Raw genomic sequence first — 16,879 nt, 5'->3', positions numbered from 1 at the left:
TGTGACAACTCTTCGGTAAGCGCTTTCCGTATCGCCGGCGGCCATGGCCAGGCCGGACCGGCTCCGGTCCTTATCGGTCCTACCTGTGGGGATACGGTCACTACGGCATCTTCGCGGCCCTGGCGGCCGTCGGCGCCGGCTGGAGGTGGCGGTGGAGCGGACCGGCCGCCGTGGTGGCGGCGATCGCGGTCACCTGCGTCGTCCTGGTCGCCGTCACGAGCGACGGGCGCCGGAAGGCGTCGCCGGCACCTCGGTGATCTTGCCGGGGTTCATCATCCACTGCACCTGGTCGATGCCCTGCTCCGAGGCGCTGACCGTGACGATCGTCACCACCTTGCCGTCCCGGCACATCAGCGCGGAGGTCTGGCCGTTCATGGTCGCCCACTCCACGTCGATCCCGACCCAGAAGTGGCCCGAGAACGCCCTGATGAACTTCGCCACCCGCGTCACGCCCACGACGGGGAAACGAGAGGCGCGCACGGCGCCGCCGCCGTCGGAGTAGCTGATCACGTCCGCCGCGAGGAGCTCTTCCAGGGCGGTCAGATCGCCGGAGCGGGCCGCGGAGACGAAGGCGGTGAGCAGCCTGCGTTGTTCGCCCCCGGTCACCCGGGTCCTGCGCTTGTCGCGAACGTGCTTGCGCGCCCTGCTGACCAGCTGGCGTACCGTCGTCTCGTTGATCCCGATGATCTCGGCGATCTCCCGGTAGGGGTAGTCGAACGCCTCCCGCAGCACGTACGCCGCGCGTTCGGTGGGCGAGAGCCGCTCCAGCAGGAACAGGATGGCCAGCTCCAGAGCTTCGCCGCGTTCGGCGCCGAGGTGCGGATCGGCGCTGGTGTCGACGGGTTCCGGCAGCCACGGGCCGACGTAGGTCTCGCGGCGGACGCGTGCGGACTGGGCGGTGTTGATGGCCAGCCGCGTCGTCGCCGTCGCCAGGAACGCGGCCGGGTTGTCCACGTTGGCGCGGTCACAGCCCTGCCAGCGCAGCCACATCTCCTGCACCAGGTCTTCGGCCTCGGCGACGCTGCCCAGCATTCGGTACGCGATGCCGAACAAGCGCGGCCGCACGCTGGAGAACACCGCCACGGCCTGCTCGATCTCTCGCACACCGCCCGATTCGCCGTCTGACACCCTCATCGCCCCCTCGTCCGCCTTCCAGTATGCAAGTGCGGAAAAAAAGGGCATGACCCGCGGTTGGACGAGAGGGGCGACCCTGGCGTCCGCGCGGGCCTGGGGAAGAAATCTTCGCGAAGCTGTCACAGGCCGCAGGGCCGGCCGGTCTTAGCTGGCGACCGATCCCATGCCCCTCGCCCGTCCCTGGACGGGCGCCCCACCTCAGGACCCCGGCCGGCGGCCGCCGGACGGCGCGTGCCCGCGGCCGGCCCGCCGGGTCCACCGACGCCACACATGGAGGAAAGATGAGCACGCCGAACGGCGATGACGATTCCCTGTACGAGCTCGAGACCGAGGTGCGGGCGGAAGTGACCCTGATCGAGGCGAGCCACCCCGAGGACGTCATGGGTCTGCCGATCACCGACTGGCCGTTCGATCCGGTGGAGGCCCAGCGCGAGGAGATCGCCCTGCGGGGCCTGCTCGGCGCCGTGGAGGCGCTGGAGGGCGACTCGCGGCCCGGAGATCACCGCGGTTGACACGACCGCGCACCCGCACCGGGCTCGTCCGGCTCCGGTGGCGTCCACCTCGATGGACGCGATGCCATATCCAGCCGTAAGTCATTGAACAAAGGTGAGAGATCGTATGAAGTTCGCAGTCATTGGTGGAACCGGGCTGATCGGATCGCAGGTCGTCCGGATCCTGAACGCGGCCGGGCACGAGGCCGTACCGCACTCGCTGTCCACCGGGGTCGACATCCTCACCGGCGAGGGGGTGGACGAGGCGCTGGCAGGTGCCGACGTGGTCGTCAACCTGACCAACTCCCCGACCTTCGACGAGGCCTCCATCGCGTTCTTCCAGACCTCGATGGACAACCTGCTGGCCGCCGCCGGGCGGGCGGGCGCCGGGCATTTCGTCATCCTGTCCATCGTCGGCGTCGACCAGGTGCCCGAGCTCGACTACTACCGCGCCAAGGTCCTCCAGGAGGACCTCCTCAAGGCCGGGCCCGTGCCCTACTCCATCGTCCGCGCCACGCAGTTCATGGAGTTCGTCGACGCCGTCCTCTCCTGGACCGCCGACGAGGAGACCGTCCGCCTTCCCAGCACCCCCATCCAGCCGATCGCCGCGGCCGACGTCGCAGCCGCGGTCGCCGACGTCGCGGCGGGAACTCCGCTGGGCGGCGTCCTCGACGTCGGGGGGCCCGACACCTATCCGCTGGACGAGCTGGGCCGCGTCACCCTCGCCTTCAAGGACGACAAGCGCTCGGTGACCACCGACGAGACCGCCGGCATGTTCGCCGTCGTCCGCGGCGACGTCCTCACCACCAAGGCCGGCGCCCGCGTCGCCCCCACCCACTACGCCGACTGGCTGCGCAAGTAGGTCCGCGGCGCGGTACGCCGCACGCTCGCCCCGGCCGGACGCGGCCGGGGCGAGCGGGGCGCCGAGCATGCGATCAGGTGCGGGTCCAGCGCTGGTTGGCTCCGCCGTTGCAGGACCAGATGGTCAGCTTGGTGCCGTTGGCGGTGGCGTTGTTCGGCACGTCCAGGCACTTGTTGGCGCCGACGGCGGTGATGCTGCCGTCGGAGTTGAACCGCCACTTCTGGTTGTTCTGGCCGTTGCAGTCCCAGATGATGACGTTGGCGCCGTTGGCGGTGCCGCCGTTGTACACGTCCAGGCACTTGCTGCCGTAGACGCGAAGCTCGCCGCTCGCGGTGGGCGTCCACTGCTGGTTGGCCTGGCCGTTGCAGTCCCAGATCTGCGCCGCGGCCCCGTTGGCCTGCGAGGCGCCCGACACGTCGAGACACCGGCCAGAACTCGCGCTCTTGATCGCCCCGGTGCCCTGGGTGGGCGTGGGCGTCGGGGACGGCGTGCCCGCGGTGCCGGTGACGGTGAGCAGGACGGCCTCACGGGCGGGGACGGTGACGGTGTAACCGCCGGTGAAGGTGCCAGCGTCGGTTCCCGTCCACAGGTTGCGCACGGTGGCCGCGCCGGTGAGGCCGATGTCGGACCAGCGGGCGGTGATGGAGGCCGCGGAGGTGGTGCGGTTGAGCAGCAGTACGGCCCGCCGCCCGTCCCCGGACAGGACCTTGCTGTACACCTGGCGGCCGGACTGGTCCTCGGCCACCTTCACGCCCTGCCGGCCGAGGGAGTCCTGGTCGACGGCCAGCACCTCGCGGTTGGTCAGGATCGCCCTGGTCTCGGCGCTCATCGTGGCGAGGTTGTTGCCGGCCAGCAGCGGCGCGCCCGAGATCGCCCACAGGCCCATGTGGGTGCGGTTCTGGGCGGCGGTGAAGTTCGGCATGCCGACGATGAGCATGTCCGGGTCGTTGTAGCGGCCCACGCTCTGGGCGCTCGGGTGCTGGGCGGAGTCGAAGTTGGCCAGCACGCGGTCCATCGACGCGCTCTGACCCCAGTAGATGATGTCGCCGCTGGTGCGCCACATGGTGGACATGGCCGGCGCCCAGTCCCACGGGCTCTGGTTGCCCCAGTTGCAGATCGACAGCACCATCGGCCGCCCGGTCTGCGCGGTGGCCCTGGCGATCGCGTCGCTGATCGCCTGGTAGGTGCGCCGCGAGTCCAGGCCCTCGGCGTTGCCGCCGCACCAGTCGACCTTGACGAAGTCGAAGCCCCACTGCGAGAACTGCAGGAAGTCCTGGTCGTAGTGGCCCTCGCTGCCGCTGCCCGGCGCCGCCGGCCGTCCGGTGGGGTAGTAGTAGCCGCATCCGTCCCGGCCGGCGTCGGTGTAGATGCCGGCCTTCAACCCCTTGCTGTGGATGTAGTCGGCGATCGCCTTCATCCCGCCGGGCCACTCCCTGGTGTCCACCGTGATGTTGCCGGCGGAGTCCCGGGTGCCCTGCCACCAGCCCTCGTCGATGTTGACGTACTCGTAGCCGGCGTCCTTCATCCCCGAGGACACCATCGCGTCCGCCTGGGCCTTGATGACGTTGTAGTCGATCTGGGCCGCGAAGGTGTTCCAGGACGCCCAGCCCATCGGCGGCGTCGTCACCGGCGACGCGGCGGCGGCGGCGTCCGCCCGCGCCGCGTGCTCCGTGCCCTCTGCGTCCTTCGTACCGTCTGTGTGCGCCATGTTCGCCATGTTCGTCATGATCGCCGTTTTCGGGGTGTCCGCGGCGTTCGCCGTGTCCGCGAGAGCCCACCCCGCCGATGCCACCGTGAGGACCGCCAGCTGTGCGGCGAGGAGCAGCCGCAGCCCGGAGCGGGCCGGACGAGGCCGGGCGCTCGTGACGGTGACGGAGGACGGTGGCCGTGCGGATCTGCGTAGTCGCATCCGTAGCTCCTTCGGGTAACGGGATCTGCCGAGGGCCCGCTGGCATTGTTAGCGCTAACAAACTTCTGCCGCCGAACCTCGCGGCGAATTCGGGGGAGGGGCTGGCGGCGGAGGTGATGGCGGCTGCGCGAGCAAATACGACGGGACCTGCGCTCGTCAATGCTCCCGGCGCCGCCGTTCCGGCGCCGCCCGCCGGGCCGTCGCGCGCCATCTGCGCCGACGCCGCACGGCCGCACCGCGCGGAAGGGGCCCGGTGATGAAACGTTCATCACGGCGGCGGCCTCCCGGCGCGGCGCACGACCGGCGCACCCCCGCCGGAGATCCTCCGGACGGGGCCGAGCCGAGCGGCACGGACACCTCGCCGTGCCCGTGCCGCTCGGCTCGCCGCGCCTCCGGCTTCCCCGGCCTCGCTCAGACGGTGATGCTCCACGTGTCGAGGAAGCCGGTGTCGAGCCGGTAGTCGTCGGTCACCTGCAGCGTCCAGGTGCCCGAGGCCGACTGGCTGACGGGGACCGAGTAGGTGCGGGTGCCGTAGGAGGTGCACGACGTGCCGCCGCTGCTGTCGATCGTGTAGTACGTCCCGTTCGGGCCGCGCAGGCGGATGCGCAGGTCCTCGGCGCAGGTGTGCGAGATCGTCACGCTGACCCGGACCGGCGACACGGCGGCGCCGGTCGCGGTCGAGGTGACCGGGCTGTTGATCGTCGACAGGTCGTTGATCGCGTAGTCGGTGCCGTTGGTGAACGTCCGGCTCCCGCCGGTGCCGGTGACCGTCAGCGTCCAGGTCGTGGCGCGGGTCGCGGTCTCACCGGCGCCGGTGATGGTGATGGCGTAGGTGCCGCCCGGCGTCGACGCCGAGGTGGCGAGGGTGAGCGTCGCGGAGCCGCCCGAGGTCACCGAGGCCGGGTCGAAGGCGGCCGTGGCGCCGCTCGGCAGCCCGGACGCCGTGAGGCCCACCGTCTGCGCGGCGCCCGACGTCGTCGTGGTGGTGATCGTGGTCGTGGCCGTCTGGCCCGCCTGTACCGAGCCGGAGGCGGGGGCGGCGGCGATCGAGAAGTCCCTGCCGGTGGGGGTGCCCACGGCCTGGGTCCAGATCGCGTAGGCCAGGGCGTCGCCCGCCCGGTCCAGGATGGTGTCGTTGATGTTGGCCGTGGTGTCGCACGAGCGGTGATAGCACGAGTCGTACGCCCGGCCGGCCGTGCCGCCCCACTTGGCGGCCTGCGACGAGGTCTTGGTGGCACTGGCGCCGGCCGCGACGCCGGAGGTGGCGATGCCCGCGTTGCGGAACGAGGCGTCGTCGGAGCGGTTGGCGCCCTCGGTGTTCTCCTCCGGTTGCAGGCCGAGGCCGGTGTAGAACGCGCGCAGGTCGGCGGCGGCCGCGGTGGTGATGTTGTTGATGAAGTAGCCGCCGTTGGGGGAGCCGACCATGTCGAAGTTCAGGTACTGCTTGATCTTGGCGCGCTCGGTCGAGCCGATCGAGTTGACGTAGGCGCGGGAGCCGAGGAGGCCCTGCTCCTCGTCGCTCCACCAGCCGAATCGCACGTGCTTGGTCATCGACGGGCGCTGCGCGGCCAGGGTCAGCGCGACCTCCAGGAGCATCGACGATCCCGAGCCGTTGTCGTTGATGCCGGGACCGGCCGAGACGCTGTCCAGGTGGGCGCCGGACATGATGACCTGGCTCTCGTCCCCGCCCGGCCAGTCGGCGATCAGGTCGGGCCCGGCGCCGCTGGAGCAGCCCGGCGTGCAGGTCACGCGCCGGGTGGTGTAGCCGGCGGCCTGGAGCCTCTGCTCGACGTAGGCGACCGACGCGGTGTAGCCGGGTCCGGTCGACCTGCGGGTGCCGCCGTTGGAGTCGGCGATGCTCTGGAGTTGGCCCAGGTGGGCCTTGATGTTCTGCAGGCTGACGTCGGGGGGCGCCAGGGCGGCGAGGGGCGCGTTCGGCGGCGCGCTGAGGGGTGCGCCATGCCGGGTGTGCCCGGATGACGCCTGGGCGGTCGCGGGGGTCGCGGACGCGAGCAGGCCCATCAGGGCCATGGAGACGGTCGCGGTGAGGACGGCCGTGCGCCTCATGTGTCGTTGTCCTTTCTCGGCGTCCCACTGCCGCGCTTCCACCGTGACGCGGGCAGCGCTGATCGTGCGTCACCGGACGCCGGACGGCGCGAGGGTGGTGGGGGGGACTGGGTGACCTCGTCGGGGAACCGGGGGTTGTGCGTGACGGTAAAGCCGCGGTCCGGCGCCGTACATACGTAGCGGCATCCGTACATGTACCGAAAAATCGCGAGCGGTCTGGTCCGCGCCCTGGCCCTGCGGCGGGGTGGACGGGCCGCGCGAGCGGGCGCGGCGAGGCGCGTCGTTGCCGTGACCCGTACCGCCGTAGAGCCAACGAGGAAATCGTTGTGCGTACCGTGGTGAACATAGAACGCCATTTGGAACGGGGGATGACTTCACCTCGGGCTAGCCTGTGAGGAAGAGTCACCGACGTGCCGGCAGGCCGCCGCCGTGGGGTGCGGTGAGATTGTCACGCCCTTTCCGCCCATCGGGCCGAAGGGCTCATCCTCGTTCGGCCGGCTTGTCCGCCATATCGAAAAGGGCTATCACTATGGTCGGTCTATGGGAGCTCAAGCGCGGGTTGGGCGAAGCCGTCAACGCTCATGACCTGCGGCGAGTGCTCGCCTACTACAGCCCCGACGCCGTTTACGTCAGCCCGATGGGCGTCGCGGAAGGGCACGAGCAGATCTCCTGGGTGTATGAACAGCTCTTCCAGGGCTTTCCTGATTTCCATCAGACGGCGTGGACGGAGCTCTCCTGCGACGAGCCCGCCATAACGGAATGGACGATCACCGGCACCCATCTGGGGCCCTTCTTGCTGCCTGACGGGCGTGAGGCCGAGGCGACCGGCCGGCACATAATCGTCCGCGCCACGTGCAGCCTCTACGCCGAGCACGGCAAGATCATCACGCACCGGGAGTACTACGACCAGCTTGAGCTGTACAGCCAGCTCGGATACGGCCTGTCCGAGCTCCGCAGCCACGCCGTCTGAGCCGGCCGCGGCCGGATCCCTCCATGCGATCCGGCGCGGCCGCCGCCCGGCCGCGCTCGCGCGTCAGGCCACCCTGCCGCCGGGGAATGCGCGGGTGGGGGCCCACCGTGCCCGGCCCTCACCCGCGCTCCGGAACCGGTCACCCCGCGTCGGGCGAACCGTTCTGCCCGGCGCGGCCGCCGGTGGGGCGGGCGGCGCCGGGCGACGGGGCGCGCCATATGGGGTACATGACCGGGCCGTCCGGCAGCCGGAGCGGCTCGGGCATGTCCACGTAGCCGTGGCGGGCGTACAGGCGGCGGCTCGCCTCGCTGCTGGCCTCAAGGTAGGCCGGCATGCCTTCGGCGTCGAGCCGCCGGTGGTGCTCCTCCAGCAGCAGGGTGCCGAGGCCGCGGCCGGTCCGCCCGCGGAGCAGGGCGATGAACGCCAGGTAGTGGTGCGGCTCGTGCGGGTGGAGCTCGTCCATGATCTCGCCGAGGAGGTTGTAGCGCCCGGCGTGCTCTCCGGCGAAGGACGCGATCAGCTTCTCTTGGCCGGGGATCTCGGGGAACGGGGCGGTGAACCAGACCGCGACCCCGGCGAGCTCGCCGGACTCGTGGACGCCGTAGATGTCGCCGTGCTGGAGGGCGTGCTCCGCCTGCATGGTGAAGAACCGCCGCTGGATCGGCAGCCGGTCCTGCGGCTCCGGGACGAGCCAGCGGGAGATCTCGTCGCCGCTGAACGTGTCGGCGATGAGGTTCCCGGCGACCGCCGCGTCCGTGACCCGGGTGATCTCGGCCCTCACTTGGCGCCTCCGCCGACGGCCTGGGCGCCGAGGCCGATGTTGGCGTACACCGCCGGCCGGGTGGCCTTCAGCACCCGGGCCCATACGACGCCGAAGACGATCGCGACGACGAAGATGCCGGGCAGGATCCAGCGGATGACCGAGTCGGGGGCGACCCCGAGCACCGTGTCGAAGTTGATCAGCGTCATGCCGATGATCACGCAGAGCGCCAGCGTCGCCAGGGCCGGCGCTACGCGCGTCCGCCACGCCGTCTCCCGCGCGGGATTGCGGGAGAAGAACACGATCACCGCGATCGAGGTGATGGTGAGCAGGCTCAGCAGACCGAGCCCGCCGAACGCGCCGAAGGTGAAGAACAGCTTCGTCACCGGGTCGAGGCCGGAGACCGCGTAGACGGCGATCACGATCAGCCCGAGCGCCGTCTGCAGCAGTGATCCGGTCACCGGAGCGGCGGTGCGGGCCGAGGTGCGGCCGAACACCGAGGGGATCACGTTCTCCCGGCCCAGGGCGAAGATGTAGCGGGCCGTGGTGCTGTGGAAGGCGATCATGCAGGCGAGGCTGCTGGTCACGAACAGCACCGAGCCGATCGTTGCGACGGCGGAGCCCATGTGGGCGGCCGCCTGGTTGAAGACGAGCACGGGACCCTGCTCGGTGGCCGCCTTGACGATCCCGGACGGCCCGGTCGGCACCGTCTGCGCCCAGGCGGAGACCGAGTACAGCACCGCGATGATCCCGATGCCCAGGTAGGTGGCGATGGGGACGGTCCTGTTGCGGTCCTTGGACTCCTCGGCGAAGACCACCGACGACTCGATGCCGGCGAACCCCGCGACGACGGTGGCGAGCGCGGCGCCCACGCCGGGCACGAACAGCGAGCCGGGGGTGAAGCCGGTGAAGTCGACGCCGCCCGGGGCGGCGTTCACCACGTCGCCGATGTCGAACGCCAGGACGACGGCGATCTCGCTGATGAGCAGCACGGAGAGGATCTTGCCGTTGACCTCCACCCGCAGCAGGCCGAGCACGCCGACCAGCGCCCACGCCACCAGCGCGATCACCCACCACGCGGGCGAGACGCCGAACCAGTCGCGAAGCAGCGGCTCGGCCGCCGATCCGATGATGCCGTACAGGCCCAGTTGGAGCGCGTTGTAGGCCAGCAGCGCCACCCAGGCGGTCGCCACCCCCTGCGTCCGGCCGAGACCCTGGGCGGCGTAGGCGTAGAACGCGCCCGCGTTGACGACGTGCCTTGCCATGGTCACGTACCCGACGGCGAAGAGCGCGAAGATCGCGCCCAGCAGCAGGAAGCCGAACGGCACGCCGATGACGCCCGTCACCGCGTACGCCGTTGGCACGGAACCGGCGACGACCATCAGCGGCGCCGCCGCGGAGACGACGAAGAAGACCACCGACGGAACGCCGAGCCGATCCTTGGCCAGTGCGGCGGACACGACGCTGGGCCGTTGCTCTGTGAGGGACATCCGGACTCCGTGAGATGGGGGGAAGGGGGTCTCACCGACGGCTGATGACGGCCTGGCCGACGACAACCTCGGTCTGGACGATGAGCCTGTGCAGCGGCGGGGGAAGCGTGGCGAGCGTGGCCGCGACGAACGCCGGATCGTGCTCCCAGAGAGTCCGCTGGGCGGCGCCGGTGGCGGCGAAGAGCCCGTAGAGGACGCGGTCGGTGACCGAGGGAGCCTCGCGCCGGCGGACGGCGAGGTTGAGCCGCGCGAGCGGCCACGCGGCCGAGTTCACGTTCGCGGGCGCCGGCGGCTGCTTTTTCAACAGGTGTCTCGCCGGCGGGTTGAGCAATTTCGCGGAGATCATCCTGGCCGTCACGTCGGCGTAGACCGTATGGGAGAAGAAGACGAGCCAGGTGTTCACCGGGTGTTGCGGCTCGGCGATGACGTGGTCGAGCACCTTCTGCGTGAGCGGATCGCCGGTGGCGTCCCGCGCGGTCGCGTAGAGGCGGTCGTGGCCCGGCCCGACCTCGGCGGTGACGCGCTCGCCGAGCATCAGTTCGCCGATCACGGCGCCCGCCAGCGCCAGGCTCGCGAGGCGAGGGTGGACCCGTGGACGGCCCGTCACGCTGTTGTGCATGACGAAGAACAGATCGTCGGCCAGCGAAGGGTTGGAAAGGTCACCTTTAGCCACGGTCGACGATGATATAGGCGTGAAGTTGGATCTGTCGTCGAGCAAAGTTCTGCCGGCTATCCGAACATTCATTCCCTGCGAGCCATCATTGACAAAATATGTAGCGGACGCTCCTTTTTGGGATTAATGTATTACCGCCATTTTCGGTCCGGACGGCGATCGGCCGCCCGGACAGCGGCGCTTCCCGGCGCTTCTCCGGCGCATCTCGGCGCTCCGCGGGTGCAGCGGCGGTGCCGCGCGACCGCCGCCGGCCCGTGGGCGTGGCCGGTGTCAGTAGAGCGTCCTCATCGCGGCGCGCACCTCGTTCAGGGTCGCCTCGGCGATGGCGGCGGCCCGTTCGTTGCCGTCGCGCAGCACCCGGCGGACGTGGCCGCGATCTTCGGCGTACAGGGCGCGGCGGGCGCGCAGCGGCGCCAGGAACTCGTTGACGGCCTCGGTGGCGAGGGCCTTGAGCGCCGCGGCGCCTCTGCCGCCGATGTCGGCGGCGACCTGGTGCGGGTCGCGGCCCAGGCACAACGCGGTCAGCAGCACCAGGCCGGCGACCTCGGGTCTGGTCGCCGGCTCGTAGGTGATGTGCCGTTCCGCGTCGGTCCTGGCGCCGCGGATCAGCTTGGCGGTCTCGTCGGCGGTCGCGGCCAGGGCGATGGCGTTGCCCCGGCTCTTGCTCATCTTCGCGCCGTCGGTGCCGAGGAGCAGCGGAGCGGCCGACAGCAGTGCCTCCGGCTCGGGCAGCACCGGGACGCCCCCGGCGCCGTAGCGGTTGTTCAGGCGCCGGGCGATGACCCGGGTCAGTTCGAGGTGCGGCAACTGGTCCTGGCCGACCGGGACGAGGTTGGCCTTGCAGAACAGGATGTCGGCGGCCTGGTGCGCGGGATAGGTGAACATCAGCCCGCTGACGGAGGACTGCCGGGACTTGGCGATCTCGTCCTTGACCGTCGGGTTGCGGCTCAGCTCGGGGACCGAGACCAGGCTGAGGAACGGCAGGAGCAACTGGTTGAGCGCCGGGACCGCGCTGTGGGTGAAGATCGTGCTTCTCGCGGGGTCGACGCCCGCGGCCAGGTAGTCGAGCACGAGGTCCTCCACGCGCTCGACCAGGCGGTCGGCGATGTCGCGGTCGGTCAGCACCTGGTAGTCCGCGATGACGACGAACAGCTCGACGCCGAGGTCCTGGAGCCGGACGCGGTTGTGCAGGGTGCCGAAGTAGTGGCCGAGGTGCAGCCGGCCCGTCGGACGGTCTCCGGTCGACACCCGGAACCGCCGGGGCTCCCTGCGGATCAGCTCTTCCAGCTCGGCGCTGCGACGCTGGGCGGCGCGCACGCCGAGGACGTCCGAAGGGGCCGGCGCCGCGCGGCCGGGCTCGGCGGGGGAGACGGTGTCGATGCCGCTGGTCATGTGTTCCTCCTGATGGGTGGGGCGGCCGCTCGGTGCGATGGCGGCCCTCGCCCGTCGGCAGGGAGAAACACGAAGGGCCGTCCATCCGAACGGCCCGAACGCGTGCGAGAGAGATGGCCGCTCCTACGAGGAGCGCCACCAGCTCGGACACGCGACACGATGCATGCGGCAAGTGTAACGAACCCCCGCCGTCCGGGCGCGGTGACCGTGGCCCCACCGGCCTCACCCCGGTCTGATGGGGACGTTCCCCCTTTACGCCGGTGCGTCGAAGATCTGAATGGGTAACGTGGCGGGAGTCGGCACGCGCGCCCGCCGGGCGGGCGGATTTTCCCTGGAGTACACACGATGACGGTCACCGTGGACGCACCGCACCCCGTTCCCTTCGACGCGGTCTGCCCGCTGATGGGGGTGGAGGAGGAATACCTGGTCGTCGACCCGGTGACCAGGGAGGTCAGCCCCTGGGGTGCGCGGGTGGTGGGGCGTGCCGCCGTCGCGATGGGCGAGCAGGTCTGCGCCGAGATCACCAAGTTCCAGGTGGAGGCCAAGACCACCCCGTGCGCGGGCGTCGCGCAGCTGGAGGGCCAGCTGCGGCGGATGCGCCTCGCGGTGGCCGCCGCGGCCCGTGACGAGGGGCTGGCGCTGGTCGCGTCCGGCACCCCGGTGCTCGGCGACGCCGTGCCGCCGCCGATCACCGACGACGCCAGGTACGCGGTGGGCATGGCGAACTACCGGGCGCTGCACGACGAGCAGAGCATCTGCGCGGGCCACGTCCACGTGCACCTGCCCGACCGCGAGCGGGCCGTGCTGGTGGGCAACCACCTGCGGCCCTGGCTGCCGGTGCTCATCGCGCTGATGGCCAACTCGCCGTACTGGGCCGGCCGGGACACCGGCTACGCGAGCTGGCGGACGCTGTCGTGGGGCAAGTGGCCGGTGGCCGGGCCGCCGCCGTACTTCGGCTCGCTGCGGGAGTTCGACGAGACCATCGCCGCGCTCACCGAGGCCGGGGCGCTGGTCGACCCCGGCACGATCTTCTGGGACGTCCGGCCGTCGTCGCGGCTGCCGACGCTGGAGGTCAGGGTGACCGACGTCCCGGCCACCGCCGAGGAGTCCGCGCTGCTCGCGGCCGTCGTACGGGCCCTGGTCGTGGTCTCGCTCGAAAGGGTGGAGCGCGGCGACCCCGGGCCGCAGCTGGCCGCCGAGCGGCTGCGCGTCGCGTACTGGCGGGCGGCCCGCGACGGGCTGGACGGGCACGGCGTCGACCCCGTCACCGGCCGCCTGCGGCCCGCGGCCGAGCTGCCCGGGGTGCTGCTCGACCACCTCCGCCCCGCCCTTGAGGCCACCGGCGACCTGGAGCTGGTGACGCACCGGCTCCGGCGGCTGTGCGCCACCGGCACGGGAGCGGCGCGCCAGCGGGCCGCCCACGACCGCCGCCACCTGCTCACCGACGTGGTCGACCACCTCGTCGAGCACCTGGTCCCGCAAGGAGACCTGACGCCCTGACGCCGGCGCACAGGTGGCCGGCTCACAGGTAGGGGGCTCACAGGTAGGGGGCGAGGAACTCCTTCAGCGGGGTCACATGGCGGACCGGGTCGCGCCATTGGGCCAGGAGGTCTTCCAGGAGGTGGCGTTCGCCGGCCTGTTCGCCGTGCTGCCAGACGCGGACGACCGGATGGAGGAAGGCGCTTTCGTGCGCCCGGTCGGGGGTGGGATGCCGCTGGATGGCGAACACGTCCTCGTACTGGTCGCGTCCCCAGCGCAGGGTGACGGTGAAGCACAGCGGGTGGGCGGCGAACCGTTCGGCGGCGTAGTCCTCCGGCAGGTCCCGGTAGCACACGACGACCCCGGCGTCCTCGTCGACGACGTACGCGTCGCACAGGTACTCGAACTGGGTCCACAGCGCCGAGCTGTAGTTCACCCGCTCCAGCATGGCGTCGGCCAGCCGGTCGGCGTCCGGCGGCAGCACCTGCCGGTCCAGGGGCGTCGATTCGTACCGTTCGGCGAGCAGGGCGGCCAGGGTGCGCAGGTTGTAGCGGAACCCGTCGATGAACGCCGACGAGGCGCGTTTGAAGTCGCGGGCCTGCATGAGCGTCCCGGCGAAGTACAGGCCGTCGACGTTGGCCGACTGGAAGTCGGGGCGGATGGCCGGCATGCGCCCGTTGGGGGCGAGCCGCGGCCGGCAGGACTCGTCGAACAGGCCGGTGTCCATGGTGAACCCCGTGCAGCGGATCACCGCGTCGTACTCCAGCAGCGCCCGCTCGCCCTCGGCGAGGGTGTAGGTGATCGCGGCCTTGTAGGTGTCGCCCTCGCGCCAGAGGCGGTCGATCTGGCACTCCAGCACGCCGTGCAGGGTCTTGAACCAGTAGCTGTCGAGCAGGGTGCCGTACTGGCCGCGCACGTGGCCCGGGTGCTTGGTGGTCCAGGCGAGCTTGACCGGGCTGGGGCTGGCCAGGTGGATGATCGCGGCCTCGCCGAGCATGGCGTGGGCGGTCTCGAACGCCGAGTTGCCCTTGCCGATGATCAGGACGCGCTTGCCGGTGAAGTCGTCGCCCGAGGTCGCGATGTCCTCGTAGCCGGTCGCCAGCTCGATGCCCGGGATGTCGGGGATGTACGGCCCGCCCCAGCCGGCGGCGACGATCAGGCACTCGGCGCGCACCACCTCGCCCGCCGCCGTGTGCGCCACGAAGACCCCGTCGGCCTTCTCGACGCGCGCGACCGGCGTGGAGTAGCGGACGTTGAGCGCGTGCTCGCGCTGGAAGTCGGCCAGGTAGCGCACCAGGTCGTCGGCGCAGGGCAGGTACTCCTTGGAGTACTGGGGGAACATCAGCTCGGGGGAGTCGTTGAGCAGGGAGTTCCAGTCCCAGCGCAGCAGGATCTCCGGGTCCTTCTCGGTGTTGTTCACCTTGTTCAGCGAAATGAGCCTGCGGTGGCGCGGGTAGCGCCGGAAGAACCCGCCCGGTGCGTCCTCGCGCTCCAGCGTGAGGTAGTCGGCGCCCGCGCGCTTGAGGAAGTAGCTGAGCTGCAGCCCGGCCGGGCCGGCTCCGATGATCAGATAGCGGTGCACGCGCCCGTCCTGTTCGTTGGTCGCCATAGGCTCAGGTGGCGGCGGCGACGGCGCAGCCGCAGTTCATCCGCGCGCGTTCGGCCGGCCTTGGACGGCGGTGCAGCCACATGGCCACCACCATGGGGATGAACACGACGGCGTTGTAGAACAGGTGGAGCTCCACGCGGGGCACCAGCAGTTGGACGACGCTCGTGGGCACCGGCCGGCCCAGCAGGTTGTTGCCGGTGAGCGCCTGGAGCAGCAGGAGCAGGTGCTCCAGGTGGTGCCAGACCTGGATGCCGAGCGCGACGCTCCACCAGGTGTGCGCGCGCCCGGTGAACCCGCGCCGCAGCACGATCAGGCCGGCCAGCATGAGCAGCGCGTAGCCGTAGTGCATCCACTCGGAGGTCACCAGCCACGGGAACGGCAGCCCGAGCACGCCGCGCGCCTCGGGGACCGGCCAGCCGAGGGCGTAGATCTGGACGGCCTGCGCCACGTGCTCGGCCCAGTGGGCGAGCACGATGAACAGGAAGACGTTGAGGCCGAGCCGGTGGTGGTCGGTGTTCAGCGACGTCAGCAGGTCGCTCCTGTGCGGTAAGGCGCTCGATTGACTGGCCATGGTTCCTCCGCGGTCGTCGGGTCGGTCGCCGCCGGGCGCGGCCGTCGCGGTCCGCGCGGCGGAGAGATGCGGGGGCGCCGGCCCGCCGGCGCGGACCGGCGCGCAGGTCAGGAGCGCTGCGCCTCGGCCAGCAGGGCGAGGTAGCCGTCCGCGGCGATGCGCTCGGCCCGCGCCGCGTAGGAGGCCGGGTCGTCGGGGGCGATCGTCGCCAGGCCGTCGACGTAGCGGTTGTACATGCAGAAGGCCGCGGCGATGAGCACGGTGTCGTGGATCTCCAGGTCGGTCGCCCCCGCGGCGCGGGCGGCGGCCACGTGCTCGTCGGTGACCTCGCGCCCGCCGCGCTGGACGGCCGCGGCGATGACGAGCAGGGCCTTGAGCTTGTCGGAGACGGGGGCGGAGTGGAGGTCGTCGCGCACCTGCTCCACCAGATCCATGCCCTCGGGGAGCTGGACGGCGGCGTAGTGGGCGTGCGAGGTGTAGCAGTAGCGGCAGCTGTTGAGCGAGGAGACGTACGCGGCGATCAGCTCACGCTCGCCGCGGGTGAGCGTGCCGTCGGCGCGCAGCAGCACCTCGACCAGTTCGTTGAGGGGACGGGCGGTCTCGGGGCGGAAGCCGAACAGGCCGCGGATGCCAGGGTGGTCGTTGCCAAGGGTGATGTGGGGCATGGTCGTTCCCTCGCCGTCAAGGATCAGAGGCCTCTCACACAGCCCCGGGTGCGCATTCCATCCGACAAACGTTCATGCTCGTCATTTGACCACCCGGCTGTCAATGGGGGATTTACGGACACCCCTAATGCCCTTGACGGCACCCCTTGAATTCCGTTGTCCACACCGGTATGGCCATACGGTAAGTGTGTCGCTACTCCCTTGTTCGCGGGTAAAGCGTCGGCGTAGCGTCACCACGTCGCCCCCAAACGATCCGCACCATCATGAGGAGGCCGTTCCATGTCCGAACATCCCAACGTCAACCCGGTCCGCGAGATCTACGACGCCATCGCCAAGGGCGATCTGGACTACATCCGCGACAGTCTGCTCGCGGAAGGCGTCTCCTTCCATGTGCCGGGCCGCGGCCCGCTCGCCGGCACCTACACCGGCAAGGAACAGGTGCTCGGCTACCTGGCCGAACTGGCCACGCACACTGACAACTCGCTCCGCTACGATCCCGACACCTTCCTCGCCGACGACGGTCACGTCGCCGCGTTGCTGCGCATCAGAGGCGACCGTGACGGCAAGTCGCTGGACGAGCGCGGCGTCCACGTGTTCCACGTCTCGGACGGCAAGATCACCGAGCGGTGGAGCTTCCCGTACGACACCCACGTCATCGACGAGTTCTTCGCGTAGGCGGCGTTCCGCGCGTCGTTCGCGTCGTTCTTCGTCCTCCAGGGCCGGCCCGCGCGCCGGCGGCCCGGCGGCAGCGGTCCTTCCGTGACGACCGCCTTTCGTGACGACCACCCGGCCCGCGCCGCGCGGGCC

Annotated in this window: 15 protein-coding genes; 5 read left to right on the top strand and 10 right to left on the bottom strand. The window is 70.8% G+C overall.

Features of this window, described 5'->3' with window-relative positions; translation table 11 throughout:
- Positions 1-213 precede the first annotated feature (213 nt).
- Complete coding sequence (locus ACZ6QO_RS35155; RefSeq protein WP_465857389.1) at positions 214-1,134, bottom strand: RNA polymerase sigma-70 factor; 921 nt, start codon at positions 1,132-1,134, stop codon at positions 214-216.
- Between the two features lie 281 nt (positions 1,135-1,415).
- Here ACZ6QO_RS35155 and ACZ6QO_RS35150 point away from each other — a divergent pair, with 281 nt between their 5' ends.
- Entirely contained in the window at positions 1,416-1,646 is a 231-nt protein-coding gene (locus tag ACZ6QO_RS35150; protein WP_465857388.1) for a hypothetical protein, read from the top strand.
- A gap of 106 nt (positions 1,647-1,752) precedes the next feature.
- On the top strand, positions 1,753-2,487 hold the full coding sequence (locus ACZ6QO_RS35145; RefSeq protein ID WP_465857386.1) for an SDR family oxidoreductase: 735 nt from the start codon (positions 1,753-1,755) through the stop codon (positions 2,485-2,487).
- A 73-nt stretch (positions 2,488-2,560) separates the two neighbouring features.
- Here ACZ6QO_RS35145 and ACZ6QO_RS35140 read toward each other — a convergent pair whose 3' ends face one another.
- The gene (locus tag ACZ6QO_RS35140) at positions 2,561-4,396 is read right to left on the bottom strand and encodes a glycoside hydrolase family 27 protein (protein ID WP_465857384.1); all 1,836 of its coding nucleotides are present in this window, start codon (positions 4,394-4,396) and stop codon (positions 2,561-2,563) included.
- Between the two features lie 411 nt (positions 4,397-4,807).
- Positions 4,808-6,463, bottom strand: coding sequence for a M28 family peptidase (locus ACZ6QO_RS35135; protein ID WP_465857382.1), 1,656 nt, complete (start codon positions 6,461-6,463; stop codon positions 4,808-4,810).
- 529 nt (positions 6,464-6,992) lie between these two features.
- Between ACZ6QO_RS35135 and ACZ6QO_RS35130 the strand changes: the two genes are divergently transcribed.
- The gene (locus tag ACZ6QO_RS35130) at positions 6,993-7,433 is read left to right on the top strand and encodes an ester cyclase (RefSeq protein WP_465857380.1); all 441 of its coding nucleotides are present in this window, start codon (positions 6,993-6,995) and stop codon (positions 7,431-7,433) included.
- Positions 7,434-7,572: 139 nt separating this feature from the next.
- Here the strand turns inward: ACZ6QO_RS35130 and ACZ6QO_RS35125 are convergent, their stop codons facing one another.
- The 4 genes from ACZ6QO_RS35125 to trpS form a co-directional block, all read right to left on the bottom strand.
- Positions 7,573-8,214, bottom strand: coding sequence for a GNAT family N-acetyltransferase (locus ACZ6QO_RS35125; RefSeq protein ID WP_465857378.1), 642 nt, complete (start codon positions 8,212-8,214; stop codon positions 7,573-7,575).
- Positions 8,211-9,683: an APC family permease gene (locus ACZ6QO_RS35120; RefSeq protein WP_465857376.1), complete on the bottom strand. Its 1,473-nt coding sequence runs from the start codon at positions 9,681-9,683 to the stop codon at positions 8,211-8,213. The genes ACZ6QO_RS35125 and ACZ6QO_RS35120 overlap by 4 nt, the downstream gene beginning before the upstream one ends.
- 31 nt (positions 9,684-9,714) lie before the next feature.
- Positions 9,715-10,401 carry a GOLPH3/VPS74 family protein gene (locus ACZ6QO_RS35115; RefSeq protein ID WP_465857374.1) on the bottom strand — a complete coding sequence of 229 codons (687 nt, stop codon included), beginning with the start codon at positions 10,399-10,401 and terminating at the stop codon, positions 9,715-9,717.
- A gap of 225 nt (positions 10,402-10,626) precedes the next feature.
- Positions 10,627-11,748, bottom strand: a complete 1,122-nt coding sequence (gene trpS, locus ACZ6QO_RS35110; protein ID WP_465857372.1) for a tryptophan--tRNA ligase — start codon at positions 11,746-11,748, stop codon at positions 10,627-10,629.
- Between the two features lie 345 nt (positions 11,749-12,093).
- Here trpS and ACZ6QO_RS35105 point away from each other — a divergent pair, with 345 nt between their 5' ends.
- Entirely contained in the window at positions 12,094-13,248 is a 1,155-nt protein-coding gene (locus ACZ6QO_RS35105; RefSeq protein WP_465857371.1) for a carboxylate-amine ligase, read from the top strand.
- A 37-nt stretch (positions 13,249-13,285) separates the two neighbouring features.
- Here the strand turns inward: ACZ6QO_RS35105 and ACZ6QO_RS35100 are convergent, their stop codons facing one another.
- From ACZ6QO_RS35100 to ACZ6QO_RS35090, 3 genes are all read right to left on the bottom strand, one after another.
- Positions 13,286-14,836, bottom strand: a complete 1,551-nt coding sequence (locus tag ACZ6QO_RS35100; protein ID WP_465857369.1) for an NAD(P)-binding domain-containing protein — start codon at positions 14,834-14,836, stop codon at positions 13,286-13,288.
- Positions 14,837-14,840: 4 nt separating this feature from the next.
- Entirely contained in the window at positions 14,841-15,407 is a 567-nt protein-coding gene (locus ACZ6QO_RS35095) for a hypothetical protein (RefSeq protein WP_465857367.1), read from the bottom strand.
- A gap of 107 nt (positions 15,408-15,514) precedes the next feature.
- On the bottom strand, positions 15,515-16,072 hold the full coding sequence (locus tag ACZ6QO_RS35090) for a carboxymuconolactone decarboxylase family protein (protein ID WP_465857365.1): 558 nt from the start codon (positions 16,070-16,072) through the stop codon (positions 15,515-15,517).
- Between the two features lie 279 nt (positions 16,073-16,351).
- Here ACZ6QO_RS35090 and ACZ6QO_RS35085 point away from each other — a divergent pair, with 279 nt between their 5' ends.
- Entirely contained in the window at positions 16,352-16,747 is a 396-nt protein-coding gene (locus tag ACZ6QO_RS35085) for a nuclear transport factor 2 family protein (RefSeq protein WP_465857363.1), read from the top strand.
- Positions 16,748-16,879: the final 132 nt, after the last annotated feature.

The organism is Sphaerisporangium sp. NPDC049457 (assembly GCF_055586705.1).
The sequence above is the reverse complement of the archived record's forward strand: the minus strand, read 5'-3'. Positions and strand labels throughout refer to the sequence as shown.

Excerpts from the sequence above, each read along its gene's own strand:
- ACZ6QO_RS35085 (WP_465857363.1), top strand. The coding sequence starts at position 16,352 with ATGTCCGAACATCCCAACGTCAACCCGGTCCGCGAGATCTACGACGCC.
- ACZ6QO_RS35140 (WP_465857384.1), bottom strand. The coding sequence starts at position 4,396 with ATGCGACTACGCAGATCCGCACGGCCACCGTCCTCCGTCACCGTCACG.
- ACZ6QO_RS35155 (WP_465857389.1), bottom strand. The coding sequence starts at position 1,134 with ATGAGGGTGTCAGACGGCGAATCGGGCGGTGTGCGAGAGATCGAGCAG.
- ACZ6QO_RS35105 (WP_465857371.1), top strand. The coding sequence starts at position 12,094 with ATGACGGTCACCGTGGACGCACCGCACCCCGTTCCCTTCGACGCGGTC.
- ACZ6QO_RS35135 (WP_465857382.1), bottom strand. The coding sequence starts at position 6,463 with ATGAGGCGCACGGCCGTCCTCACCGCGACCGTCTCCATGGCCCTGATG.
- ACZ6QO_RS35120 (WP_465857376.1), bottom strand. The coding sequence starts at position 9,683 with ATGTCCCTCACAGAGCAACGGCCCAGCGTCGTGTCCGCCGCACTGGCC.
- ACZ6QO_RS35130 (WP_465857380.1), top strand. The coding sequence starts at position 6,993 with ATGGTCGGTCTATGGGAGCTCAAGCGCGGGTTGGGCGAAGCCGTCAAC.
- ACZ6QO_RS35095 (WP_465857367.1), bottom strand. The coding sequence starts at position 15,407 with ATGGCCAGTCAATCGAGCGCCTTACCGCACAGGAGCGACCTGCTGACG.
- trpS (WP_465857372.1), bottom strand. The coding sequence starts at position 11,748 with ATGACCAGCGGCATCGACACCGTCTCCCCCGCCGAGCCCGGCCGCGCG.
- ACZ6QO_RS35100 (WP_465857369.1), bottom strand. The coding sequence starts at position 14,836 with ATGGCGACCAACGAACAGGACGGGCGCGTGCACCGCTATCTGATCATC.
- ACZ6QO_RS35150 (WP_465857388.1), top strand. The coding sequence starts at position 1,416 with ATGAGCACGCCGAACGGCGATGACGATTCCCTGTACGAGCTCGAGACC.
- ACZ6QO_RS35145 (WP_465857386.1), top strand. The coding sequence starts at position 1,753 with ATGAAGTTCGCAGTCATTGGTGGAACCGGGCTGATCGGATCGCAGGTC.
- ACZ6QO_RS35090 (WP_465857365.1), bottom strand. The coding sequence starts at position 16,072 with ATGCCCCACATCACCCTTGGCAACGACCACCCTGGCATCCGCGGCCTG.